This window comes from Ruegeria jejuensis (assembly GCF_041537905.1).
Classification (GTDB): Bacteria; Pseudomonadota; Alphaproteobacteria; order Rhodobacterales; family Rhodobacteraceae; genus Ruegeria_C.
Window position 1 is genome coordinate 203,472 of record NZ_JBGRUO010000001.1, and the last position, 23,687, is coordinate 227,158.

General features: G+C 61.7%; 23 protein-coding genes. 10 read left to right on the forward strand and 13 right to left on the reverse strand.

Going from position 1 to position 23,687, the window contains the following annotated elements; all coding sequences use genetic code 11:
- Nucleotides 1-8: 8 nt before the first annotated feature.
- The 4 genes from AB1E34_RS01255 to AB1E34_RS01270 form a co-directional block, all read right to left on the reverse strand.
- Nucleotides 9-596: a LolA family protein gene (locus AB1E34_RS01255; protein ID WP_372570519.1), complete on the reverse strand. Its 588-nt coding sequence runs from the start codon at nt 594-596 to the stop codon at nt 9-11.
- Nucleotides 597-635: 39 nt separating this feature from the next.
- Complete coding sequence (locus AB1E34_RS01260; RefSeq protein WP_372570520.1) at nt 636-3,515, reverse strand: DNA translocase FtsK; 2,880 nt, start codon at nt 3,513-3,515, stop codon at nt 636-638.
- A gap of 15 nt (nt 3,516-3,530) precedes the next feature.
- Nucleotides 3,531-4,712 (reverse strand): aminotransferase class I/II-fold pyridoxal phosphate-dependent enzyme, encoded by a 1,182-nt coding sequence (locus AB1E34_RS01265; protein ID WP_372570521.1) that lies wholly within the window; start codon nt 4,710-4,712, stop codon nt 3,531-3,533.
- A 108-nt stretch (nt 4,713-4,820) separates the two neighbouring features.
- Nucleotides 4,821-6,149, reverse strand: a complete 1,329-nt coding sequence (locus tag AB1E34_RS01270; protein WP_372570522.1) for an amidase — start codon at nt 6,147-6,149, stop codon at nt 4,821-4,823.
- Between the two features lie 84 nt (nt 6,150-6,233).
- Here AB1E34_RS01270 and AB1E34_RS01275 point away from each other — a divergent pair, with 84 nt between their 5' ends.
- A complete protein-coding gene (locus AB1E34_RS01275; protein WP_372570523.1) occupies nt 6,234-7,460 on the forward strand; it encodes an FAD-dependent monooxygenase in 1,227 nt (408 codons plus the stop codon).
- 10 nt (nt 7,461-7,470) lie between these two features.
- On the opposite strand, the gene AB1E34_RS01280 is transcribed toward AB1E34_RS01275, so the two are convergent.
- Together AB1E34_RS01280 and AB1E34_RS01285 are read right to left on the reverse strand one after the other, a co-directional pair.
- A complete protein-coding gene (locus AB1E34_RS01280; protein WP_372570524.1) occupies nt 7,471-9,153 on the reverse strand; it encodes an MFS transporter in 1,683 nt (560 codons plus the stop codon).
- On the reverse strand, nt 9,059-9,979 hold the full coding sequence (locus tag AB1E34_RS01285; protein WP_372570525.1) for a LysR family transcriptional regulator: 921 nt from the start codon (nt 9,977-9,979) through the stop codon (nt 9,059-9,061). Before AB1E34_RS01285 ends, AB1E34_RS01280 begins: the two co-directional genes overlap by 95 nt.
- 131 nt (nt 9,980-10,110) lie before the next feature.
- Between AB1E34_RS01285 and AB1E34_RS01290 the strand changes: the two genes are divergently transcribed.
- Together AB1E34_RS01290 and AB1E34_RS01295 are read left to right on the forward strand one after the other, a co-directional pair.
- A complete protein-coding gene (locus AB1E34_RS01290) occupies nt 10,111-10,413 on the forward strand; it encodes a DUF1330 domain-containing protein (RefSeq protein ID WP_372570526.1) in 303 nt (100 codons plus the stop codon).
- 49 nt (nt 10,414-10,462) lie between these two features.
- Entirely contained in the window at nt 10,463-11,245 is a 783-nt protein-coding gene (locus AB1E34_RS01295) for an SDR family NAD(P)-dependent oxidoreductase (RefSeq protein WP_372570527.1), read from the forward strand.
- Nucleotides 11,246-11,248: 3 nt separating this feature from the next.
- Here the strand turns inward: AB1E34_RS01295 and AB1E34_RS01300 are convergent, their stop codons facing one another.
- The 4 genes from AB1E34_RS01300 to AB1E34_RS01315 form a co-directional block, all read right to left on the reverse strand.
- The gene (locus AB1E34_RS01300) at nt 11,249-11,449 is read right to left on the reverse strand and encodes a Trm112 family protein (protein WP_372570528.1); all 201 of its coding nucleotides are present in this window, start codon (nt 11,447-11,449) and stop codon (nt 11,249-11,251) included.
- Nucleotides 11,446-12,087, reverse strand: a complete 642-nt coding sequence (locus AB1E34_RS01305; protein ID WP_372570529.1) for an LON peptidase substrate-binding domain-containing protein — start codon at nt 12,085-12,087, stop codon at nt 11,446-11,448. Before AB1E34_RS01305 ends, AB1E34_RS01300 begins: the two co-directional genes overlap by 4 nt.
- 27 nt (nt 12,088-12,114) lie before the next feature.
- Nucleotides 12,115-13,032: a tetratricopeptide repeat protein gene (locus AB1E34_RS01310; protein ID WP_372570530.1), complete on the reverse strand. Its 918-nt coding sequence runs from the start codon at nt 13,030-13,032 to the stop codon at nt 12,115-12,117.
- Nucleotides 13,033-13,128: 96 nt separating this feature from the next.
- Nucleotides 13,129-13,917, reverse strand: coding sequence for an exodeoxyribonuclease III (locus AB1E34_RS01315; RefSeq protein ID WP_372570531.1), 789 nt, complete (start codon nt 13,915-13,917; stop codon nt 13,129-13,131).
- 149 nt (nt 13,918-14,066) lie between these two features.
- Here AB1E34_RS01315 and AB1E34_RS01320 point away from each other — a divergent pair, with 149 nt between their 5' ends.
- Complete coding sequence (locus tag AB1E34_RS01320) at nt 14,067-14,396, forward strand: nitrile hydratase subunit alpha (protein WP_372570532.1); 330 nt, start codon at nt 14,067-14,069, stop codon at nt 14,394-14,396.
- 172 nt (nt 14,397-14,568) lie between these two features.
- Here AB1E34_RS01320 and AB1E34_RS01325 read toward each other — a convergent pair whose 3' ends face one another.
- Nucleotides 14,569-15,255 carry a response regulator transcription factor gene (locus AB1E34_RS01325; protein ID WP_249710740.1) on the reverse strand — a complete coding sequence of 229 codons (687 nt, stop codon included), beginning with the start codon at nt 15,253-15,255 and terminating at the stop codon, nt 14,569-14,571.
- A 162-nt stretch (nt 15,256-15,417) separates the two neighbouring features.
- Here AB1E34_RS01325 and ribA point away from each other — a divergent pair, with 162 nt between their 5' ends.
- Together ribA and AB1E34_RS01335 are read left to right on the forward strand one after the other, a co-directional pair.
- Nucleotides 15,418-16,512, forward strand: a complete 1,095-nt coding sequence (gene ribA, locus AB1E34_RS01330; RefSeq protein WP_372570533.1) for a GTP cyclohydrolase II — start codon at nt 15,418-15,420, stop codon at nt 16,510-16,512.
- Nucleotides 16,509-17,009 (forward strand): L,D-transpeptidase family protein, encoded by a 501-nt coding sequence (locus tag AB1E34_RS01335; protein ID WP_372570534.1) that lies wholly within the window; start codon nt 16,509-16,511, stop codon nt 17,007-17,009. Before ribA ends, AB1E34_RS01335 begins: the two co-directional genes overlap by 4 nt.
- Here the strand turns inward: AB1E34_RS01335 and AB1E34_RS01340 are convergent.
- Both AB1E34_RS01340 and AB1E34_RS01345 read right to left on the reverse strand, forming a co-directional pair.
- Complete coding sequence (locus tag AB1E34_RS01340) at nt 16,993-17,652, reverse strand: YggS family pyridoxal phosphate-dependent enzyme (RefSeq protein WP_372570535.1); 660 nt, start codon at nt 17,650-17,652, stop codon at nt 16,993-16,995. The two genes, AB1E34_RS01335 and AB1E34_RS01340, sit on opposite strands and share 17 nt — an antisense overlap.
- A gap of 107 nt (nt 17,653-17,759) precedes the next feature.
- Nucleotides 17,760-18,749, reverse strand: coding sequence for a porin (locus tag AB1E34_RS01345; protein ID WP_372570536.1), 990 nt, complete (start codon nt 18,747-18,749; stop codon nt 17,760-17,762).
- Between the two features lie 280 nt (nt 18,750-19,029).
- Here AB1E34_RS01345 and AB1E34_RS01350 point away from each other — a divergent pair, with 280 nt between their 5' ends.
- The 4 genes from AB1E34_RS01350 (at nt 19,030) to holA (ending at nt 23,634) form a co-directional block, all read left to right on the forward strand.
- Complete coding sequence (locus tag AB1E34_RS01350) at nt 19,030-19,527, forward strand: DUF3576 domain-containing protein (RefSeq protein WP_372570537.1); 498 nt, start codon at nt 19,030-19,032, stop codon at nt 19,525-19,527.
- A 75-nt stretch (nt 19,528-19,602) separates the two neighbouring features.
- On the forward strand, nt 19,603-22,137 hold the full coding sequence (gene leuS, locus AB1E34_RS01355; RefSeq protein ID WP_372570538.1) for a leucine--tRNA ligase: 2,535 nt from the start codon (nt 19,603-19,605) through the stop codon (nt 22,135-22,137).
- Complete coding sequence (locus AB1E34_RS01360; RefSeq protein ID WP_372570539.1) at nt 22,124-22,609, forward strand: hypothetical protein; 486 nt, start codon at nt 22,124-22,126, stop codon at nt 22,607-22,609. The genes leuS and AB1E34_RS01360 overlap by 14 nt, the downstream gene beginning before the upstream one ends.
- Nucleotides 22,606-23,634, forward strand: a complete 1,029-nt coding sequence (gene holA / locus AB1E34_RS01365) for a DNA polymerase III subunit delta (protein ID WP_372570540.1) — start codon at nt 22,606-22,608, stop codon at nt 23,632-23,634. Before AB1E34_RS01360 ends, holA begins: the two co-directional genes overlap by 4 nt.
- Nucleotides 23,635-23,687 lie beyond the last annotated feature (53 nt).

Here is a 23,687-nt window from a genome sequence, read left to right on the forward strand (position 1 = left end):
CAACACGCTCAGCGGTTATTGTCGGATGTCGCCGAGAAGAAGCGCGTATTGTGCTTCTTGCCTTTCTCCAGCTCGCCCAGCACCACCGTGGTCTTGGCGCCGCTGCTGTCATGCACCACCCATTTGCGCAGCTCCACCGGATCGGCGGTGAACATCAGCTCGATCTTGCCATATTCAGGGTTCTTGGGGTCCTGCGCCGTGACCACCGTGGCGGTCCCGTCGAACCCGTGACCCACCACCATATTGGCGCGGCTCAGATCCACGTTGCGCGCCAGGATCAGCGACAGCGGGGTTTTCCTGAGCGGGTATTGCTCGGGCGGTTGATTGGATTTCTTGTCATCGACAAACACAGTCCCCGCGCGCACCAGAACCAGCGCGCTGTCGGGTGGATTGTATTCGAACCGCATCTTGCCGGGGCGGTCAATCCAGACCTTGCCGGTGCTTAGCGAGCCGTCATCATTGATCTGGGAAAAACTCGCCTCGACGGTTTTCAACCCGTTGAGGTAGTTCGATATCGCGTTCAGCGGCAGTTTCTCCGCCGCCCAAGCCGCAGGCGCGGCCAGGGTCAAGGCGAGGGCAAGGGCAATCTGTTTCATACCACCTCAGATAAGGGCTCTGGCCCTGATGTGAAGCACCTATTGCTGCTCGGGCACAAGGATTTCGCGTTTGCCGACATGGTTGGCGGGCGACACGATACCTTCATCCTCCATCTGTTCAACCAGACGCGCGGCCTTGTTGTACCCGATGGCCAGTTTCCGCTGGATATACGAGGTGGAGCATTTGCGGTCCTTGATCACGATAGCCACGGCAGTGTCATAGAGCGCGTCCTCACCATCGGTATTGCCGCCGGTGTTTAGACCCAGAACCGCGTCGATATTGTCGGCCTTTTCGTCAGCGGGTCCTTCGACCACGCCACCGATATATTCGGCAGGGCCAAACTGTTTGAGGTGATTGACCACCTCTTCGACCTCTTCATCGGACACAAACGGGCCGTGACAGCGGGTGATCTTGGCCCCGCCCGCCATATAGAGCATGTCGCCCATACCCAGCAGTTGTTCTGCCCCCATTTCGCCCAGAATGGTGCGGCTGTCGACCTTCGAGGTGACCTGGAAGGAAATCCGGGTCGGGAAGTTGGCCTTGATCGTACCGGTGATCACATCGACCGAGGGGCGCTGCGTGGCCATGATCAGGTGAATGCCCGACGCCCGCGCCATCTGCGCCAGACGTTGAATGCAGGCCTCGATTTCCTTGCCTGCGACCATCATCAGGTCGGCCATCTCGTCGACGATGACGACAATATAGGGCAGCTTTTCGGGCGCGAATTCCTCGGTCTCGAAGATCGGCTCGCCGGTTTCATCGTCAAATCCGGTCTGGACCGTGCGGCTGAACATCTCGCCCTTGGACAGCGCTTCTTTCACGCGGCCATTGAAGCCCTCGATGTTGCGCACGCCCATCTTGGACATCTTGCGATAGCGGTCTTCCATTTCGCCCACGACCCATTTCAGCGCCACAACCGCCTTTTTCGGATCGGTGACAACCGGGCTGAGCAGATGCGGGATGCCGTCATAGACGGACAGTTCCAGCATCTTGGGGTCGATCATGATCAACCGGCATTCATCGGGCGTCAGCTTGTAGAGCAACGACAGGATCATCGTGTTGATCGCTACCGACTTGCCCGAGCCCGTGGTCCCCGCGATCAGCAGGTGGGGCATCTTGGCGAGGTTGGCAACAACCGACTCGCCGCCGATATCCTTGCCCAGCGCCAAAGGCAGGCTCAGGTTACTGTCGCCAAATCCACGGCTGGCGAGGATTTCACGCAGCACGACCTTTTCGCGGTTCTCATTGGGCAGTTCGATACCGATCACCGAACGGCCGGGCACGGTCGAAACCCGCGCCGACAGCGCCGCCATCGAGCGGGCGATATCGTCAGCCAGGCCGATCACCCGGCTGGCCTTGAGACCGGGGGCAGGCTCCAGTTCATACATGGTGACCACGGGGCCGGGACGGACCGAGGTGATCTCGCCCTTTACGCCGTAATCATCCAGCACGTTTTCCAGCATCCGCGCATTTTCTTCCAACGCCTCGTCGCTCAGATGATGGCGTTGGATACCGGAAGGATTGGTCAGCAGGTTGAGTGGCGGCAGTTCAAACTCGCCGCCATCCTCCTCGAAGGCCAGCGCCGGCTGCGCCTCGGCCTGCGCCCGGCGCGAGGGTTGCGGAGCCTTGCGGACCGGCTGTTCCACAACAGCCTTGCGCGGTTCGGCAACCGGAATCTGCGGCGCGACCGGCGCGGGTTCAGCCAGGGGCAGGGCCTCAATCGGGTCCTGCTCATCCATGTCGATGGGCATGTCGTGCAAGGTATCGAAACCCTGCGGTGCCATCAGGGGCGGCTCGGGCGGCAGCCCCATATCAGCGGTCAGCGGCGGTTCTGGCGGCAGACCACCCGGTTCGCCTCGATCCAGCACCAGCGGATCGGGGCCGCGACCACGGCCCTTGGTCAGCGGGCGGGTCGGGTCGGGTGGTGGCGGTGCGCCGGCGGCCTCTTTGCGGATGCGCACGGCGTCGGCGATCTTGGCGCTGATCCGATCGTCGCCGGGCATGTTGTCGAACTCGGCCAGCGGCATCGCCTCGACCAGTTCGGGCTCGGGCATCGGGTCGGCGCGGCGGATCAGCGAGGGCATCCGGGCCAGCAAGCCACCCTTGGGCTCGGGCGCAGACTCCTCGAAAACAGGCTCTTCCAACACCGGGTCGATCTGATCTGGATAAGCGGCGTCGGGGGCATAATCAGCCGTCAGGCGCATATCGGCCTTGCGCTCGGCGCGCAGCGCCTGACGGTTGCGCGCCGCCTGCATGGTCGCGGCGGTCCCCCGGCCCAGCAGCGTCATCAGCGCGCCGTAACCCATGATGAGGTTGATCCCGACAAAGCGCAGGCCGCGTTTGACCTCCGGCCCGGTAAAGCCCATCACAAACGCGCCCAACGTGACCATGCCCAGCGCCATCAGCAACGACGTCAGCTTGACCATGAAATGCGACCCGATGGGCAAGAGCGTCAGCAATGCCCCCATCACGGTGTCGCCAAAGAGGCCGCCCAGACCAAAGCTGTGCGTGGCTTTCCATTCGGCACCGGGGACAAGGGTTGCAGCATAGATCGACACGACCGCGATCCAGATCGGCGCAAAGATCAGCCGTGCTAGCGCGCGATCCTCGCCGGAATGGATGGCAAAGCGCAAGCCCCACACGATCAGCACCAGAGCGATACCCCAGCTGCCCCAGCCCACGATCATGAACAGCGGCGCGGCAATCGAGGCGCCAAGGCGTCCGGTCCAGTTCTGCACCGGCGCGTCGGTCGAGACCATCCAGTTCGGGTCCTCGGGCGTGTAAGACCCGATCATCGCCGCCGCCAGCAGCCCCAGCACGATCAAGGCGATGCCGATCAGTTCCTTGCCTCGCTTCTCGATCGCTGCCTGCATATTGCTGTCCAGCAACGGATCGCGGCCACGCGTGTTATATGCCATGCTACCCTCGTACCCTCATCCGTACACACAGTCGCGAAGCGTGATCAGCCCGCGCTGCAATTCTTCTTTTGGGGCCACCAACGCGGCCCGGATATATGATGTGCCGGGATTGCCCCCGATCCCGTCCTGCGAGAGGTAAGCGCCGGGTAACACCCGCACCCCGGTCTGCTGCCAGAGCTTCAGCGCCGTCTCTTCCCCGTTCTCGACCGGCAACCACAGGAAAAACCCGGCCTCGGGCGACATGTAACCCTGCACATTGCCAAAGACTTCATCCGCCAGCGCATATTTCTCGCTATAAAGCGCGCGGTTTTCCTCCACATGTGCCTCATCGGCCCAGACCCGCGCGGCAGCGGCCTGCAACGGCCCCGGCAGCGGTGCGCCGGAATAGGCGCGCAACTGTTTGACCCGCTTGATCGATTCCGGTCCGCCCGCAATCAGGCCAGAGCGCAACCCGGCCAGGTTCGAGCGCTTCGAGAGCGAGTTGAACAACGTGATGCGCTCAGGGTCCGCGCCCAGCTCCTGCGCCACGGTCAGAATGCCGGTCGGGGCTTCATGGCGGTAGATCTCGGAATAACATTCATCCGCGAAGATGCGGAAATCATACTGCTCGGCCAGACGGATCAGATCGGCCCAGTAATCCCGGCTCGCGACCGCGCCCTGCGGGTTCGCGGGCGAGCAGATATAGGCCGCCGCAGTGCGGTTCAGGATATCGGCAGGCAGGCTGGTGTAATCCGGCAAATGTCCGGTCGCCGCCGTGGCCGCCACGAAATGAGGCTCCGCCACCACCGAAATCGCCGCCACCATATAGACCTGATAGAAGGGGTTCGGGGTCAGAATAACCGGCTTTTTGCCGTTCTTCTCTTCCGGGCAGAGCGCCATGGCCGCATTATAGAGCCCCTCGCGGGTGCCGTTCAGCGACATCACGTGCAGATCGGGGTCCAGCGTCACGCCATAGCGCCGTGCAATCCAGTCGGTGATTGCGCCGCGCAGCTCGGGCGAGCCTTCATTGGGCGGATAGCCCTGAAATGTATGAGCATTCTCGATGATGACCTGCGTGACCCAGTCGGGAAACGCGTGTTTTGGCTCGCCAATGGTCATGTGCACAGGCTCACCGCCCGGCGTGTGATGGTCGAGCAAGGCGCGCAGGCGCGGGAATGCATAAGCCGGTAGGTTCGAAAACCGCTCGGGGAAATTCATATCAACTGCCTCAACACGGGATCATTGGCGTCCCGTTTTAAAGCCAAGTTACAGATGTGGCGCAGGCCCGTCCAGACAAAGCATTGCCCGGACTGGAAATTGTGGCATTCAGGTCAAGGCCGCCTCGGCCGCCGCACCCACCCGTAACAGCGCCTCTTCCTGGCGCGGCGGGGCCATCATCATCAGCCCGCAACTGGGCGTCCGTGTGGGCAGGGTCAGCGCGCAAAGCCCCATCAGATTGCCAACGCGCGTGTTGCGCAGGGCCAGAAGGTTCTCGGTGATGTAGTAGTCGTGATCGGAAAGCAACCGCTCGCGATCGGGCGGCAGGATCGGCGCTGTGGGGGCCAGCACCGCGTCGAACCCGGCTGTGGCCGCGTCCCAGGCGGCGCGGCAGGCCTCAAGCTTGGCGCAGGCGGCGACGTAATCGGGGCCGGAGAAGCTTTTGCCCTGCCGGAACCGCCCCAGAATTTCGGGAAACATCGCATCCGGTCGCGCCTCGATCACATCGCGCCACAGCCCGTAGGCCTCGGTGGTATAGAGCACTCCGCTCAGCGCCATCGCCTCGGTCAACTCAGGCACCTCAAGCGGCACCAACTGCGCACCACCTTTCGACAAGGCCTGCAGCGCGTCGTGAAATGCTCTGCTCGGCGCATTCCGGATGTCGTCCATCACAACGCTCTGCAACACTGCAAAACGGCGACCCTGCAGCGTGGCACCGCGCAGATCGGCGGGGCGTCCGCCCTCCAGCAGCGCCAGCATTTGCGCCGCATCCTCGACCGAGCGGGTCAGGGGCCCGATCGTGTCAAACTTCAGACAGAGCGGCACAACACCTTCAAGGCTCAGCCGCCCGGATGTGGTCTTGAGTCCCACAAGATCGTTCCAGGCCGCCGGAATACGCACGGAACCGCCAGTATCCGACCCAACGGCAGAGGCCGTTAGATTGAACGCCACCGACGCGGCAGCACCCGACGAAGAACCGCCCGGCACCGCCGCTTCGTCATTCACGCAGGGCGGCGTTGCGGTGATCGGGTTCAGGCCAAGACCAGAAAAGGCAAGCTCGCTCATATGCGTCTTGCCCAGGCAGACGCTGCCCGTGGCGGTGGCATTGGCCAGTACCACGCCATCCTGATCGGGCACCCGACCCTTGAGCAACGCAGAGCCGGATTCGGTCGCGACGCCCGCGCTATCCACCAGATCCTTCCAACTGATCGGCACCCCGTCCAGCAGCGACAGGCGCTGGCCCGATTGGGCGCGCCTGCGGGCGGCTTCGGCCTCGGCCCAGGTCCGGTCATGGGTCACGCAGGTGTAAATCCGGTCACGATGGGGATGCGCGTCGATGGCCTCCAGGTAGCATTCTGTCAGCGCAACCGGGTCGATCTCGCCTGCTGCGATGCCTCGCCCCAGATCGCTTGCCGTCATCGTCAGCCAGTCCTGCATCGCGCGCTCCTTCTCGTGGTGAAAGTGACGGTAGCGACAGGACCGCACATGGACAATCCCGATCAGGCGCGCATAGTGCGGCGCATGACACAGAAGCAAGATATCCTGATCGTGGGCGGCGGGCTGAACGGCCCGGTTCTGGCGCTTGCGATGGCACAGGCCGGACACAGGGTCGCGGTGATCGACGCCCTGCCCGAACGGACCCGCGCCGAGGAAGGCTTTGACGGGCGCGGCTATGCGCTGGCGCTGGCCTCGCAGCGCTTGCTGTCCGCAATCGGCGTCTGGGATCGCGTCGCCGACAACGCCCAGCCGATGCTTGAGATCAAGGTCACCGATGGCCACGCAGGTGCAGGGCCGTCACCGTTTTTCCTGCATTTCGATCACGCCGAGATCGAAGAAGGCCCGATGGGCTACATGGTCGAGGATCGCCACTTGCGCCCCGCCCTGCTGGCCGCCATGGGCGAGTGTGACGGGATCGAGGTGATCAATGAGCGTCGCGTGGTCGACCAGAACGCGGATCACACCGGCGTCGTTGCGGTTCTGGACGACGGGACCGAGCTGCGCGGTGACGTGCTGGTCGGCTGCGACGGGCGCGCCAGCGGTACGGCTGCGCGCGCGGGCATCAAACGCACCGGCTGGGATTATGGCCAGACCGCGCTCGTCTGCGCGATCGAACACGAGCTGCCCCATAACGGGATCGCGCATCAGTTCTTCATGCCGCCGGGACCCTTGGCGATCCTGCCGCTGACAGGTAACCGCAGCTCCATCGTCTGGAGCGAACGCACCGAACAGGCACAACGCATCAATGCCCTGCCCGAAGAAGATTATCTGCAGGTCCTGCGCCCCCGTTTTGGCGAATTTCTGGGGGATATCCGACTGCGGGGCGGTCGCTTCACCTATCCGTTGAACCTGACCATCGCCAATTCCTTTGTCGCCGACCGGGTGGCACTGGTCGGCGATGCCGCGCATGGCATGCACCCGATTGCGGGTCAGGGCCTGAACGCGGGCCTGCGCGATATCGGCGCACTGGCGCAAGTGCTCACCGAAGCGCGCCGCCGGGGCGAGGATATCGGCTTCCCGCCGGTGCTGGAGCGCTATCAGCAATGGCGGCGCTTCGATACGGCAACCTTGGCGGTTGCCACGGATGCGTTCAACAAGCTGTTCTCAAACGACAATCCCGCGCTGAGACTGGCCCGCGATGTGGGCATGGGGCTGGTCGGGTCGGTCCCCAGCCTGCGCCGCGGCTTCATCCGCGAAGCGGCGGGCTTGTCCGGCGATCTGCCGCTGCTGTTGCAGGGGCGGCAGATATAATCCGAACCGCTCAGGTATTCGAGGATTGCAGCTTCTTCTCGTCCAGCAATGCTGACAGCAGCAATCCGACAAGCGCGGACAGGCAGGCAAAGGCAAAGGCCATATCCATCCCGCTGCTGAACGCCGTGCCCAGCGCCTCTTTGATCTGAGCGACCTGTGTGGCATCGAAGTGGCTCACCACCGCCTTTGCCTGCTCGGTCGCCAAGGCACCGCCATTGATCACCCGCTGGTCCGCGTCGGACATGTCGATATTGTCCACCGCCAGATCATGCGCCAGCCGCGCCAAGCTGGCCGTGTACATCAGCGCCGTTGCGAGGGCGACACCGATGGCGCCATAGACGAGGTGGACCATGAAGCTTAGCCCACCCACCAGACCGGCGCGCTCTGGCTTTACCGCGCACATGGCCGCCGTCCCCGCAGGACCAATCGACAAGGTAGCACCGATCCCAATCAGGATCATCCCGGGCAGGATCTGGAAATACCCCAGCGCATTGGGAAGCAGCGCGATAGTTACCGCACCCGCAGCACAAAAGGCAAAGCCTGCAAGCAGAAGTCGCTTGGGCCCGAAATCGTTATAAAACCTGCCGGACAGAACCGACCCGACACAGAGCAGGGCCGTCAAGGGTAGCAAACCCAGAGCGGATTGCAGTGACGACCAACCCAGCGTTTTCTGCATGAATTGAGGGAAATAGAGAAATCCGATGAAAATTGCGGGAACCTGAAGCGCGTTCAGCGACAGGGTGATCATGAACTCGCGGTTGCGCATCATCTGCGGGATGATCAGCGGCTCTTTCACATGGTTTTCGATGACAGGAAACAGCAGAACCAGCGCAAAGCTGACCCCGATCATCACCATAATCGGAGCCGAGGTCCAACCCAGATCGGCCCCGACATCGAGGCTGTAGAGCATCAAGAGCACGGCGATGGCCATCACGGCGACGCCCAGAAGGTCCAGATGCTCTTCCGGTTTGTGGGTGTCCTCCTTGGGCATCGTGGCACGGATGGCGATCGTCGATACAATGGCCAGAACAACATTGGCGACAAAGAAGTACCGCCAGTCCCCAAAGCTGATCGCGATGCCGCTGATCAGTGGGCCAATCACATTGCCGATGGTCACACCACCCAAAATCAGCCCCATAACCAAACCCTGTTCCTCTTCAGCTGCGATTCTTGTTGCGCCGAAGGCCAGCATACAGGGCCAGATCAACCCCGCTCCGATTCCTTGCAGGGCGCGGGCACCGATCAGCACCGTCAGATCCGGCGCGACCAAACACAGAATCGAGGCCAGAAGGAAAACCACCAGCCCCATCATCAGCACCGGGCGGTGGCCGTACATGTCACCCAGCCTCCCTCCCGTCACCATAGTCATGGCAAAGAACAGCGCGTAGATGTTCAGCACCCATTGGGTCGAGGTGATGTCGGAATCAAAGGACAGCTCGATCGCCGGGACCAGCAGCATCGCGCCGGTGAAATCGATCCCGATCGCAAAGGCCGTCACCATCAGCGCGGCGATGCTCAATGTGCTTTTCTGATCCATCCTGGTCCTCCTGCGGGTTCCATCGTTTAGCCGCGCTGCCTGCTTTGCAAGGAAAACGGAATTACGGGGCTTGTCCGCGCGATTCCCAGACAGGCGCCTTACCGATCCGGTCCAACAGGAAATCCATAAAAACGCGCACTTTCGCCGACAGGACATTGGCCTTGGGATAAACCAGCCAGAGAACCGACCGATCCGCGACCTCATGGCCGGGCAACACGCGGACCAACCTGCCTTGCGCGATCTCATCATGCACGCTCCAGAGCGAATTGACCGAGATGCCCGCCCCGGCCAGCGTGGCCTGTTTCTGGCACGACCCGTCATCCAGAATCAGCCGACAGGACGCGCTGCGCGGGTCAAAACTGCCCTCCTGCCCCTGCGGCCCGATCAATGGGCGCGGGGATCGTCCTACGAAGGCGATCAACTGGTGGGCGCTCAGATCATCTGGATGTTGCGGAATGCCATGCAGGTCCAGATATCCGGGCGCGGCACACAGGATACGCCGGTCCTCGGCCAGCTTGCGCCCCTTGAGGCTGGTATCCTCAAGGGCGGAATTGCGCAGCGCCAGATCGAAACTGCCCTCGATCAGATCGAAAGGTTTGTCGGACAGGCGCAAGTCCAGCGAAACACCGGGATGAGCCGCCAGAAAGTCGGGCAACAACGGGGCTATATAGAGCTGCGCAAAACTGCTGGGCGCGGTGAAGCGCAGGGTGCCGGTCGCCTGCGGCACTCGCTGACCAAGCGCGGCCCGCCCTGCATCCTCCTGCGCCAGCATCTCGCGCGCGAAAGGCAGGAACTCGGCCCCTTCCAGCGACAGCGAGACCTTGCGGGTTGAGCGATGCAGCAGATCGGCGCCCAGCGTCTTTTCCAGTTTTGCCAGCTTGCCGCTCGCCACCGCCGGGGCAAGCCCCAGGGCCCGGCCCGCAGCGCTGATATTGAGCTTCTCAGCAGCAATAACAAACAGGCGCAGGCCGTCAGTATCCATTCAATTATATCCGTTACCTGAATTCTGAAGTCGATATTGGGCTGTTTACCACAAAATTTCCCACAAATATATGCGTGATATCTTTGCAGGGCCTTGCCTGCGAAGACCACATCAACAAAAGGACGCATAAATTGGCATTCTATTCCGTACTGGCCGTGACACCCACCACCGAAGATTGGATCCCCGATTACATTGAGCCTGCAAACGCTCTGGTTGCAGAATATGGCGGCAAATATCTCGCCCGCACCGCCAGTCATGAGCAGTTGGAAGGTAGCGATCAGCCCTCCGCCCTTCGCATCGTCATCGAGTGGCCCTCGCGCGAGGCCGCGTCGGGTTTTATGAGCGACCCGCGCTATCTGCCGCATCTGAAGGCACGCAGCGCTGGCTCGACCAGCGTTCACTTCCTGATTGAAGGCAAGGACGATCTGGCCTGACCCGCCAGACCCAGCGCCGGACCACCGCCGAGGATTGAGGATACGATACATGCAGAAGACAATTCTGATCACAGGAGCGACCGACGGGATCGGGCTGGAAACCGCCAAAAGACTGGCCGCCGAGGGTCATCACCTGCTACTGCACGGGCGCAACCCGGCGAAACTCGACGCCGCCACCGCAGCGGTCGGTGGCAAGTCCGAGAGCTATATCGCCGACCTGTCGCGCATGACCGAGGTCGAGGCGCTTGCCGATGCGATCGCTGACAAGCACTCGCATCTGGACGTTCTGATCAACAATGCAGGTATCCTGAAAACCCCTGATCCGATTACCGACGACGGCATGGATGTCCGCTTTGTGGTCAACACGCTGGCCCCCTATGTGCTGACCCGCCGCCTGTTGCCCCTGATGCAGGGTAGCGGCCGGGTCATCAACCTGTCCTCGGCGGCGCAGGCGCCGGTCGACCTGCGGGCGCTGGCAGGGGCGACCCGCCTGACGGATATGGAGGCTTATGCCCAAAGCAAGCTGGCCATTACCATGTGGTCGCGGGAATTGGCAGGCGAACTGACCGAGGGGCCGGTGGTTGTGGCGGTCAATCCCGGCTCGCTGCTAGCCAGCAAAATGGTGAAAGAGGGCTTCGGCGTGGCCGGAAGCGATATTGGCATCGGTGCCGAGATACTGCACCGCGCGGCGCTGTCAGAGGAATTTAAAGGCGCGACAGGGACCTATTTCGACAATGATGCAGGCCGGTTCGGCACTCCGCATTCCGATGCGCTTGATGCAGCGAAGTCCGCAGCGGTCCTGCAGGCTATCGAGACTGTTCTGGCGAAATAAGCACTAGTCCAGCTCGCGCGCCTCGTCGATCAGCATTACCGGGATACCGTTGCGAATCGGAAAGGCGAGACCCGCAGGTTTGGACACCAGCTCCTGGCGTTCGGCATCGTAATGCAGGGTGGTCTGGGTCTGCGGGCAGACCAGCGCTTCGAGCATGTGGCGGTCGAAACCGGGGTCGGGGCGGTCTGTGCTGGTGTCGCTCATTGCAGGATCTCCTCGCTGGTCCCGCCCCTTAGCGAATATTCAATCAAGGTCACAAGAGTTTCCCGGCGCGTGGCCAGGCAGGGCGCTTCGAGCAGGGCCTGTTTTTCCTCAGGGTCAAAGTCCAGCAGCATCGACAGCGAGTTGACCAGCAATTCGTCATCCGCGTCCTTCAGCGTGTCCCAGTCGGTCGACAACTCGCGCGCGCTGAAGAAGCGCTGCAGCAGATTCAGGAAACCGGCGCGGTCGAATTGGTCATCCGCTTCGGGCCGACCCAGGTCGCGGTCGAACCCGGTCCAGGTCACCGCGCAGCGGCGATAGGGGGTGAACCCCTCGACTTCTTCGCGGATGCGAAACCGCGACACGCCCGACAGCGTTATCATATAGCGGCCATCCTCGGTTTCCGAAAACTGTGTTATCCGGCCCGCGCAGCCAATACTGTGCAGCCTGCTCTCGTCCCGGGCGCAGGGGTTGGGCTGCACCATGCCAATCACGCGGTGCGAGGTCTTGAGCGTATCGTCCAGCATTTGCAGATAGCGCGGCTCGAAAATATGCAGCGGCAGGCGTGAGCGCGGCAACAACAGCGCCCCGGGAAGCGGGAACACGGCAATCGTGTCCGGCAGGTCAGCGGATTGAATCATGTCCAGAAGTGTAGCCCTGATCCTGCGTCAGGCAAATATCATCGAGCTCAGCTTGCGGCGGCCGTTCAGAACCACCGGGTCATTGGGCTTGAGCGCGTCGAAAATGGTGAAAAGCTGCGCCTTGGCGGCACCGTCATTCCACTCGCGATCCCGGCGGAACAGTTCCAGCAACTGGTCCACCGCCTCTTGCACCTGCCCGCCAGCGTGCAGCGCCTGCGCCAGATCGAACCGGGCCTGATGGTCGCCCGGATTGGCCTCGACCGCGGCCTGCAACTCGCCCACCGGACCCGCATCAGCGGCCTGCTTGGCCAGTTCAAGCTGGGCAAAGGCCGCCTCAAGCTCAGGGCTGGTGGAAATCTCTGCCGGGGCGCCGTTCAGGATGGCTTCGGCCTGGTCCAGATCGTCCAGCGCGATATGTGACCGCACCAGCCCGCCATAGGCAGCGGCGTGATTGAGGTCTTCGCCCAGGATCGCGGCAAAGGTCTGGGCAGCTTCCACCGCCGCGCCCTGCGCCAGCATCTCTTCTGCGGCCTCAACCGCCTCGTCCAGTCGACCACCCGGGCTTTCGCCACCCGCCGCCGCAATCACCTTGTCGACAAAGGCCTTGATCTCAGAGCCGGGCAACGCGCCCTGAAACGCGTCTATCGGCTGGCCCTTGTAGAACGCATACACCGTCGGAATGGACTGAACCCGCAGTTGCGAGGCGATCATCTGCGCCTCGTCCACGTTGATCTTGACCATCTTCACGGCACCGCGCGCGGCGATCACCGCCTCTTCCAGCAGCGGTCCGAGCGTCTTGCAGGGCCCGCACCAGGGTGCCCAGAAATCAACGATGACCGGGGTCTGTTGCGAGGCCTCGACCACATCCGCCATGAAGGTCGCCTCGGACCCGTCCTTGATCAGATCGCCCGCAGGCGCCGCGCCTGTCCCGTTCAGAATGTCCATGGCTCAGTGCTCCTGTCCTTCTTGCCGCATCTATAGGGAATCAAAGCGGCGAAAGCCAATGTCGATTTGGCCTTTCGCTCGATTCACCCACAGCTCTCAGAGATCGAAACTGGCAAAGACCGGCGCGTGGTCGCTGGGTTTTTCCCAACCGCGCGCGTCGCGCAGGATGCGACTGGAATGGGCGGCATTGCTGATATCGGGCGTGGCCCAGACATGATCCAGCCTGCGCCCCTTGTCGGCGGCATCCCAGTCCTTCGCACGGTAGGACCACCAGCTATAGAGCTTGCCTTCCGGGATGTCGCGGCGGGTGATGTCAACCCAACCACCGGCATCCTGCGTTTCCGCCAGTTGTTCGACCTCGATAGGTGTGTGCGAGACCACCTTGAGCAGTTTCTTGTGCGACCAGACGTCATCCTCTTGAGGGGCGATGTTCAGATCACCCACGAGAATGGCTTTCTCGGGCGCCTCGGCGCGAAACCAGTCGCGCATATCGGTGAGGTAATCGAGTTTCTGCCCGAATTTCTCGTTCACTTCGCGATCCGGAACATCGCCGCCCGCCGGGACATAGAAATTGTGGATCACGGTGCCATTCTCCAGCCGCCCCGCCACGTGACGCGCATGGCCAAGACCGGCAAAATCCTTGTCGCCGATATCCTCGATCGGCAGGCGCGACAGGATTGCAACCCCGTTATAACCCTTTTGCCCGCGCGCGATCATGTGCGGATAGCCCAGCGCGGCGAAACCCTCGGTGGGAATCTTTTCGACCGGCGACTTGCATTCCTGCAGGCAGAGCACGTCAGGCCCTTCTTCCTTGAGCAATTGCTGCACGATCGGTTCGCGCAGCCGGACCGAGTTGATGTTCCAGGTGGCAAGGGTAAAGGGCATGGGAAAACTCTCGACAGGACGGTTTCGGCGCACCCTATCGCGCTGCCCGACCCTGCGCCATCCCCAACCGCGGGGACAGTTGCCGCCCCATTAAGCCGGTTTAATCCGGTTTTGGTCACAAGATCAGGTTGCGCCCCCATTTTCCCTTCATGAACAAAGAAATCGACATGATAAAGCCGATCTCGAAATCAGACCTGCTCAACAGAGTCTGGACCGATGAGGCCTATCGCGCCCGGTTGCAGGACGATCCGCATGCAGCCCTTGCGGAGGTCGGCGTGCAGTTCCCGAACGGGGTCCAGATAAGGCTCGTGAAGGATTGCGACCGAGTCCGGTATCTTCACATCCCGACCCCGCCACAACAGAGTGAAATCTCGGACCGTGATCTGTTGGATGCGCGGGGCGGCACCACCCCAATCTGCGCGGCTTCGGTGACCATCGTAGCAACCCATATTGCCATTTCCGTCACGGTGCATGTCTGAATAGCTATTTGCGCAACTGCCTGAAGGTTGCGGACAAAAAAAGACCGGGCACAAGGCCCGGCCAGTCCAACAGGGAGGATGCATGTCGTAACCCGGACATGCGCGGGCTGAGTTAACATTAACAGATTCGCCGGCCTCTCAATATGACATTTGTCACACAAGACCCGGGAAATCAGGCCACCAGCCGATACCCGCCGGATTCGGTAACCAATAGGCGGGCATTGGACGGATCAGGCTCGATTTTCTGGCGCAGGCGATAGATGTGGGTTTCCAGCGTGTGGGTGGTGACCCCAGCATTATACCCCCAAACCTCGTGCAGCAACACGTCACGCGCCACGACGCCATCGGTCGAGCGGTAGAGGAATTTGAGGATATTGGTTTCCTTTTCGGTCAGGCGGATCTTGCGCTCATCATCAGTGATCAGCATCTTCATCGCCGGTTTGAACGTGTAGGGCCCAAGCTGGAACACCGCATCCTCGGATTGTTCGTGCTGGCGCAGTTGTGCGCGGATACGGGCCAGAAGAACGGGGAATTTGAAGGGCTTAGTGACGTAATCATTGGCCCCGGCATCCAGTCCAAGAATGGTATCAGCATCGCCATCATGGCCGGTCAGCATCAGGATGGGGCTTTTGACACCCTGCTTGCGCATCAGGCGGCACAGTTCGCGCCCATCCGTGTCGGGCAGGCCCACATCCAGAATGACAAGGTCATACAGCGCCTCTTTCACCCGCTCCATCGCGTTCTGGCCATCGCTTGCCTCGAACACATCGAAATCCTCGGTCATGACCAATTGCTCGCTGAGCGCCTCGCGCAGGTCTTCGTCATCATCGACCAACAGGATTTTCTTGAGCTGTGCCATCGCGCCGTCCTCCTTGAACTTTCTCTGAACTTGAGACCGCAGCGGCGCAACGACAAGATATGGCGCCTTTTTTTCACGCCCTCGTGTCCGACACCGGGGAAATGTTTCACATTTGCAGCAAGCACGACTAAGCAGGGCGTCAAACGTTACAGGAAATGACTGATGAGTCTTCGCCCAGATACTACCGAACTGATGGCGCGCGCCCGGGCCGATCTGCGCATGGGTGTGCCGGTCGTGATCTCGGACCCGGCGCGTGGCAGCGCCCTTGTGGCCTCGACCGAGACGCTGAGTCCTGCGCGGCTGGCGGGTCTGCGCGCATTGGGTGACGAGCTGTGCATTGCCATCACCGCGCGCCGGGCCGAGACGCTCAAGGCGCGGGCCTATGATGGCGATCTGGCCCGCATCGCTGTGCCCAACGATGCCGATCTTGCCTGGATCGCCGCCATCGCCGATCCCGCAGATGATCTGAACACGCCGATGAAGGGGCCGTTGCGCTCGGCCCGGGACGGGCAGGCCGATCTGCATCGGCTGGCGATCATCCTGATGAAGGCCGCGCGCCTTCTGCCCGCAGCCGTGGTGGCGCAGATTCCCGAGGGACAGGTGACGGCAATTGCCGAGGGCCTGACCCGGATCGACCACGATGCCGCAGCCCGCCTTATGGCCGAACGCAGCCCATTGCACGAAGTGGTCTCGGCCCGGCTGCCGATGGAGGTCTCCGAAGCCGGGCGGCTGCACATCTTCCGCCCCGAGGATGGCGGCGAGGAACATTATGCAATCGAGATCGGTCGCCCTGACCGGCAAGCGCCGGTCCTGTCGCGGCTGCACTCGGCCTGTTTCACCGGTGACCTGCTGGGCAGCCTGAAATGCGATTGCGGGCCACAATTGCGCGGGGCGCTGGCCCAGATGGGGACCGAAGGCGCGGGCGTGCTGCTCTACCTCAACCAGGAAGGCCGTGGCATCGGGCTTGCCAACAAGATGCGCGCCTATTCGCTGCAGGATCAGGGGTTCGACACGGTCGAAGCCAATCACCGGCTGGGGTTCGAGGATGACGAGCGCGATTTCCGGTTGGGCTCGGATATACTGAAATCCCTTGGGTTTTCCTCAGTCCGGCTGTTGACCAACAACCCCGCCAAGATCGCCATGATGGAGCGGGCGGGCATCACAGTGAGCGAGCGCGTGCCGCTCAAAATGGGCGAAACCGCCCATAACCGGGGCTACCTGGCCACCAAGGCGGCGAAATCCGGGCATTTGCTGTGAGCCCGCACGACCTTGTGCTGATGCCCACCGGCCTGCGGTTTCGCGGGCGGCGGTTTCCCTGCTCGATCGGACGGGGCGGCTTGACCAAGCAGAAGCGAGAGGGAGACGGCGCGACGCCGGTTGGAACCCACAGAATTGCAGGCATGTTCTATCGCCCTGACCGCATGAATGCGCCTGCCCCATGGGCGCAGACGGTAGGACCGCGCGATCTGTGGTCCGATGACGTGAATGATCCGGCTTATAATATGTGGGTCCGTGCGCCGCACGGGTTCAGCCACGAGGCGCTGCGCCGTCCCGACCCGCTTTACGATCTGGTTTTGGTGATCGATTGGAACTGGCCGGATGCCGTGCCCAGCCTTGGCTCAGCCATCTTCATCCATCAATGGCGGCGTCCAGGCTACCCTACCGAAGGCTGCATCGCGCTGCGCCGCCAGCATCTGCACTGGATTTCCCAGCGAGTTGATTACGGGACCCGCGTGATCATCCCTGCGGCTTGACCCGCTCGCCAAAAATCGCCGACCCGACCCGGATATGAGTGGCGCCCAGAGCAATGGCGGTCTCGAAATCGCTGCTCATGCCCATGGATAACCCCTGCAGCCCATTGCGCGCGGCGATCTTGGCCAACAGTGCAAAATGCAGCGCCGGTTCCTCGTCGATGGGCGGGATGCACATCAGGCCCTGCACAGGAAGGTCAAGCGCTCTGCATTCCGCCACAAACGCATCCGTCTCACCGGACAGCACGCCCGCCTTCTGATCTTCCTCGCCGGTATTCACCTGAATGAAGAGGTCCGGGCACCTGCCCATCTCCTGCGCCAGCCGTGCAATGGTTTTGGCAAGCTTGGGGCGGTCGAGCGAATGGATCGCATTGCCCAGTTCCATCGCCTGACGGGCCTTGTTGGTCTGTAGGGGGCCAATCAGATGCAGATCGACATCAGTGTACTGCTCCATGAAAGCAGGCCACTTGCCAGCCGCCTCCTGCACCCGATTCTCGCCAAAGATCCGATGCCCCTGTTCCAACACTGCCGCGACCCGGTCATTGGGTTGAACCTTGGACACGGCGATCAGCTTGACCGCCCCCTCGGCCCGACCTGTCGCACGTTCGGATGCGTGAATTCTGTCGGTGATTTCCTGAAGTGACATGCGCTGCCCCGATCCGTTTCTAGGTCCGAGAAACACCATGTGGGCGCAAAAGAAAAGGGCAGGTCCGAAGACCTGCCCAAATCTGTAACCGTTAGGTCGTGATCAACTTAGAAGTTGAAGATCACACCCAGGTCCGCAACGGCTTCGCTGGAGCCGCCAGCTTCTTTGACGCTTGCAATAGCACCCTTAAGCGCAACGCCGCCACCGAGATCCTGAACGAAGCCCAGCGCAAACGCTTGGGTATCGCCGTCGCCAGCACCGTCACCGTAGGAGAACTGGAGGTCGGTTGCCGTGCCGAGCTCGTAGTTTGCCGACAGACCCCAGAAAGTGTCGAACGCGTCATCATCGTTGTCCGCGTCTTCTTTACCAACCAGCAGTGTACCAGCGAAGGCACCAAAGGTTGCGCTTGCGGTCAGAGCATAAACGTCGGTTTCGTTCGGGTTGGCACCTTCAGGTGTGTTCTGGGAGTAAACCAGAGCAACGGCATAAGCGTCGTTAGACCATGCACCGCTGACACCCCATTGTTCGCCAGCACCGGTTTCTTCGGGCGAATAGGACGCCGACACGGCGAAGTCGCCGAAAGCGTACTGAGCGAAGATACCGTTCACGCCAGCATTGGTCGACGAGAACGCATCGTCGTCGAAGTTGAAGCCAGCAGTCTGGCCAGTAAACGCGGTCAGACCGGGCTCATAACCGTAGAAGTTCGGAAGGTTGTCCACCACGCCCGAGATGTTGCCCACGTCAACACGGAGGCCTTCATACTGGGTGGTGAAACGAGCACCGCTGAGCTGGGCGCCGTCCCGATCACTCGTACCATCGTCGTCTGCCTGGTTTGCAGTACCATCTGACTGGGCATCAGCCTGCAGTCGAACACGTGCGGAGAAGTCAACGCCGCCATCGGTTGATGCATTGGCGTCGATGTTCAGACGGAAGCGGCTGGTCAGGCGGGTTTCTTTTTCGTCACCTGTCGCGTTGCCATCATACAGAAGACCAAAACGGCCATAACCGCTGAACGCCATGTTTGCGATGTCCGCCGACGCGAAATCGGCTGCTGCCATCGCGGTCAGAGCGGTCGAAGCGAAGAGAATCTTTTTCATCGTTTTTTCCCTCGGGTTTCCTTTAGTGCCTCAAGCGCATCGCATTCACGGCTTTGGCCTGAGCATGGGCATCGTGTCGCCCGTTTCGACCTGATAGCGCAAGTATCGCGGCTCGCGTTTGACCAATTGTTCCCCGACATGGTGCAAGGATGCCACAGTGATCGCGGCACCCCGGCAACGCCAAAGCGAAAAGAGTGAAATTGGCTCTGAAAATACGGCCTTGTTGCATCGCGGCGGCTTGTCTAAAACTCTGCCAACCGGATTATCAGGACGTAGAACAATGACCAGTGGCCCTTTTCGTTTTGCTGTGCTCGCCGCAAGCCTAGTCGCCCTGGCATCCTGTGGTGGCCCCTCCGCGCTAAGCTCGGACGCTCCCCGCAACAATGACCGCTTCATCGGCGGCGATCCTGATGATGTCGCATTGAACGACCCGAACCGCTCAACGATCTGGGACATTTTCAAACCCGACAGCACCGAGAACATTGTTGATGTGAACAAATACCTCTGGGCGGCATCGCTTGATGTGCTCAACTTTCTGCCCGTCGAGGCCGTCGATCCCTTCACTGGTGTAATCTCCACCGGCTACGGAACACCACCTGGTGGTGGGCGCGCCTATCGTGCGACAGTCCATATCAGTGACCCCGCGCTGGATGCGCGCTCGTTGAACGTGGCGCTCCAATCACGCAGCGGCCCGGTCAGCCAGGCCACCGCCCGTGCGGTCGAGGATGCGATTCTTTCGCGCGCGCGGCAGCTACGCATTGCCGATGGCAGGCTCTAGAAACCCGGACCCATAGACAGTATCAACGCGCCGGGTCCTTCACCCGGCGTTTTCATTGACCAAGGATCGCACCACATGTCGCGCTATTCCGCCTCCGAAATCGAAGCCAAATGGCAGGACGCCTGGGACAAGGCCGGTATCTTCACCGCCAAACGCAGCGCGGACAAACCGAAATATTACGTGCTCGAAATGTTTCCCTACCCGTCGGGCCGCATCCATATGGGACATGTGCGCAACTACACGATGGGCGACGTGATCGCGCGCCACAAACTGGCCACCGGCCATAACGTGCTGCACCCGATGGGATGGGACGCCTTCGGCATGCCCGCCGAAAACGCCGCCATGGCCATTGGCGGCCATCCAAAAGACTGGACCTATGGCAACATCGCCGACATGCGCGGCCAGATGAAACCGCTGGGCCTCAGCATCGACTGGTCGCGTGAATTTGCCACCTGTGATCCGGAATATTACGGTCAGCAGCAGGCGCTGTTTCTGGACATGCTCGACTCGGGCCTTGTTTATCGCAAGAATGCCGTGGTGAACTGGGACCCGGTCGATATGACCGTTCTGGCCAATGAGCAGGTCGAAAACGGGCGCGGCTGGCGTTCGGGTGCGCTGGTCGAGCGGCGGGAACTCACGCAATGGTTCTTCAAGATCAGCGACTATTCCGAGGAATTGCTCGAAGCGCTGGACACGCTCGACAACTGGCCCGCCAAGGTACGCCTGATGCAGGAAAACTGGATCGGCAAGTCGCGCGGGCTGCAGTGCGCCTTTGAACGCACCGATGACGGCGAGCCGATTACCGTCTACACCACGAGGCCAGACACGCTGCTGGGCGCGAGCTTTGTTGGCATCTCACCCGACCATCCAATTGCACGCGCGTTGGAGGCCGAGAATCAGGCGGTCGCTGATTTTGTCGCCGAATGCCGCAAGGGCGGCACCACCGAAGAAGCCATCGAGACAGCCGAGAAGCTGGGCTATGACACCGGTATCCGGGTCAAACATCCGCTGAACCCGGATTGGGAACTGCCGGTCTGGATCGCCAATTTCATCCTGATGGATTACGGCACTGGCGCGATCTTCGCTTGCCCTGCCCATGATCAGCGCGACCTGGATTTCTGCCGCAAATACGACCTGCCGGTGATCGACACCTTCTTTGCGCTGGACGATGACACGCCCGTCGCCAACGAGGCTTTCGTACCTCCGAAAGAGCAGAAAGTGCGCTGGGTCGACCACTTTGCCGGTCTGACAGAGGCCACCGGGCAAGAGGCCATCGACGCCACCATCGATTTTGCCGAAAAGGCCGGTTGGGGCGAGGGCGTCACCAAGTTCCGCCTGCGCGACTGGGGGCTGAGCCGCCAGCGCTATTGGGGCTGCCCGATCCCCGTGGTGCATTGCGACACCTGTGGCGTCGTCCCTGAAAAGAAAGAGAACCTGCCCGTCCGCCTGCCCGACGATGTCACCCTCGACAAACCGGGCAACCCGCTGGACCGCCACCCGACATGGCGCGATTGCGCCTGCCCGTCCTGCGGTGCCCCGGCCAAGCGCGAAACCGACACGATGGACACGTTCGTCGATTCGTCCTGGTATTTTGCCCGTTTCACCGCACCGCAGGCGGACACGCCCACTGTGATGGAAGAGGCCGAATACTGGATGAATGTCGACCAGTATATCGGCGGCATCGAGCACGCGATTCTGCACCTGCTCTATTCCCGCTTCTTCGCGCGGGCGATGAACATCACCGGGCATCTGCCCAAGAAGGCCATCGAACCATTTGATGCGCTCTTCACGCAAGGCATGGTGACGCACGAAATCTATCAGACACGCGATACCAACGGCCGCCCGGTCTATCATCTGCCCGAGGATGTGATTGAGGGCAAACTGGCCGACGGCACCGAGGTCGAGATCATTCCCTCGGCCAAGATGTCGAAGTCCAAGAAGAACGTGGTCGACCCGGTCAACATCATCTCGGCCTTTGGTGCCGACACCGCGCGCTGGTTCGTGCTGTCCGATTCACCGCCCGAGCGGGATGTGGAATGGACCGAAGCGGGCGCAGAGGCTACGCATAAGCACCTGTCGCGCGTCTATCGCATTGCCTCGGAGATTGCCGGCGCAAACGATCCGGCAAATGATCACGACGAGGCACTGCTGCGCGAGACGCACAAGGCGATCCATGATGTGACCGGCGGGGTTGAGAGCTTTGGCTTCAACGCCTCAATCGCCAAGCTCTATGCCTTCACCAACACGCTGGGTAAATCCAAGGCCGGGACTGCAGCCAAGGCGCAGGCCGCGAAGGTTCTGGCGCAGCTCATGTCGCCGATGACGCCACACCTGTCGGAGGAGCTGTGGCAAATGCTCGGCGGCGAGGGTCTGGTGACGACTGCGCCCTGGCCCGTGGCGGATGAAGCCATGCTGATCGACGATACAGTTACACTGCCGATTCAGGTCAACGGCAAACGCCGCGCGGAAATCAGCGTTCCGAAAGACATGGACAAGGCAGAGGTTGAAAAGCGCGCCCTCTCGGAAGATGCTGTGCAGCGGGTGCTGGACGGAGCCACACCCAAAAAGGTTATCGTTGTCCCGGGCCGGATCGTGAATGTCGTCATTTAATCGCAGAACCCTGCTGATGCTGCCGCTGGCGCTTGCCGCCTGCGGATTCTCTCCGGTCTATGCTCCGGGCGGCAATGGCGACCTTTTGGATGGCAAGATCGAGGTGTCAGCCCCCGATTCACCGAACACCTACCTGCTGGTGCGCAACCTCGAGGGAAATCTGGGCCGCGCAGCGAACCCGGAATACAAGCTGAATGTCTCGCTTTCGACCCGAACCCAGGGCCAGGCGATCACCGCCGACAACTCGATCCTGCGCTATGCGATTGTGGGGCGCGTGAATTATGCGCTGATCAGGGTTGCAACCGGGGATGTCGTGTCCTCGGGTGATGTATCGAACTTTGTGGGCTATTCGGCGACCGGCTCGACGGTCGAGACGCTGGCCAGCGAAAAGGACGCCAATAAGCGCCTGATGGTGATTCTCGCCGATCAGCTGACGACCGAACTTTACAGCCTGCCGGACCTCACCACATGAAGCTCAGCCCGCGCGACGCCGAGGGCTATTTCGCGCGTCCCGACGCGACAAAGACCGGGATTTTGATCTATGGCGCGGACGCCATGCGGGTGGCGCTGAAACGGCAGCAGATTCTGGCCGCCCTGCTTGGGCCCAATGCCGACGAAGAGATGCGGTTGACCCGTCTGTCCGGGTCCGATCTGCGGTCGGACCCGACCTTGCTGCTGGATGCGATCAAGGCGGTGGGGTTCTTCCCCGGCCCACGCAGCGCATTTGTCGAAGAGGCAACGGACGCCGCGGCCCCTGCGGTGCTGTCGGCGTTGTCGGACTGGGCCGAGGGCGATGCCCAGATCATCGTCACGGCGGGGCAGTTGAAAGCGTCCTCCAAGCTGCGCAAGGCGTTTGAAACCCATCCCAACTCCTATGCGGTGGGCATCTACGACGACCCGCCAACACGCTCCGAGATCGAGCGCATCCTGTCCGAGGCCGGGATTCGCAACGTCCCGCGTGAGCCTATGTTGGCGCTGGTCGATCTGGCGGGCGAGCTTGGACCGGGCGATTTTGCCCGCACCGTGGAAAAGCTGGCACTTTACAAACGCGGCGACGAGGCCGAGCTGTCGCTGAGCGATATCCAGACCTGCGCGCCGCAATCCAGCGAGGCGGGTTTGGATGACGTGCTCAATATCGTGGCCGAGGGGCGTCCGGGCGACATCGGCCCCGTAATGCGTCGGCTGGTGGCGCAAGGAACCACCGCCGTTTCGCTCTGCATCGGGGCGACGCGGCATTTTCGTACGCTTTACACCTGCGCCGCCGACCCCGGCGGTCCGGCGCAAGGGATCGGGCGGTTGCGCCCGCCGGTTTATGGCAAGCGCCGCGATCGCATCCTGCGGCAGGCCCAGAGCTGGGGCGCGCCGAGGCTGGAAACCGCGCTGACGCTGCTGACGGACACTGATCTGCAACTGCGCTCGGCCGGGCAAACGGCCCCGGCCATGGCTTTGGTGGAACGCGCCCTGATCCGGCTTGCGATGTTGGCACGGGCGCGATGACGCGATTTCGGCGTCGTCCTGCTCCGGATCATGCCAGAATCGGCTCAATTGAA